Origin of the sequence: Exiguobacterium sp. s89 (assembly GCF_018617735.1) — a bacterium.
Taxonomy (GTDB): domain Bacteria; phylum Bacillota; class Bacilli; order Exiguobacteriales; family Exiguobacteriaceae; genus Exiguobacterium; species Exiguobacterium marinum.
In genome coordinates this window covers 1-376 of record NZ_JACSKS010000017.1, presented here as the reverse complement: position 1 = coordinate 376, position 376 = coordinate 1, and the positions used below count along the sequence as shown (strand labels likewise).

The following is a 376-nucleotide window of genomic DNA, read 5'->3' as shown; positions in this document are numbered from 1 at the left end:
AACAAGGTAGCCGTATCGGAAGGTGCGGCTGGATCACCTCCTTTCTAAGGAAAATGCCCATGTGGCATTGCCCATCGTTCAGTTTTGAGAGACCAAACACCTCTCTATGAGGGCCTATAGCTCAGCCGGTTAGAGCGCACGCCTGATAAGCGTGAGGTCGGTGGTTCGAGTCCACTTAGGCCCACCATTTTTATGAACAATTTTATTACACGGGGCCTTAGCTCAGCTGGGAGAGCGCCTGCCTTGCACGCAGGAGGTCAGCGGTTCGATCCCGCTAGGCTCCACTTTTGTTCCTTGAAAACTGAAGATTCATCAAGACATCAAAAACCAATTTCACATATGGTCCGTAATGGACCGTGTGTCTTAGACGCTAGAT

General features: G+C 50.3%; 2 tRNA genes. Both read left to right on the top strand.

The annotated features are described in order from the left end of the window. Window positions 1–110: 110 nt before the first annotated feature. Window positions 111–187: transfer RNA gene (locus KNO96_RS14280), tRNA-Ile, on the top strand. 24 nt (window positions 188–211) lie between these two features. Beyond that, a tRNA-Ala gene (locus KNO96_RS14275) sits at window positions 212–284 on the top strand. Window positions 285–376: the final 92 nt, after the last annotated feature.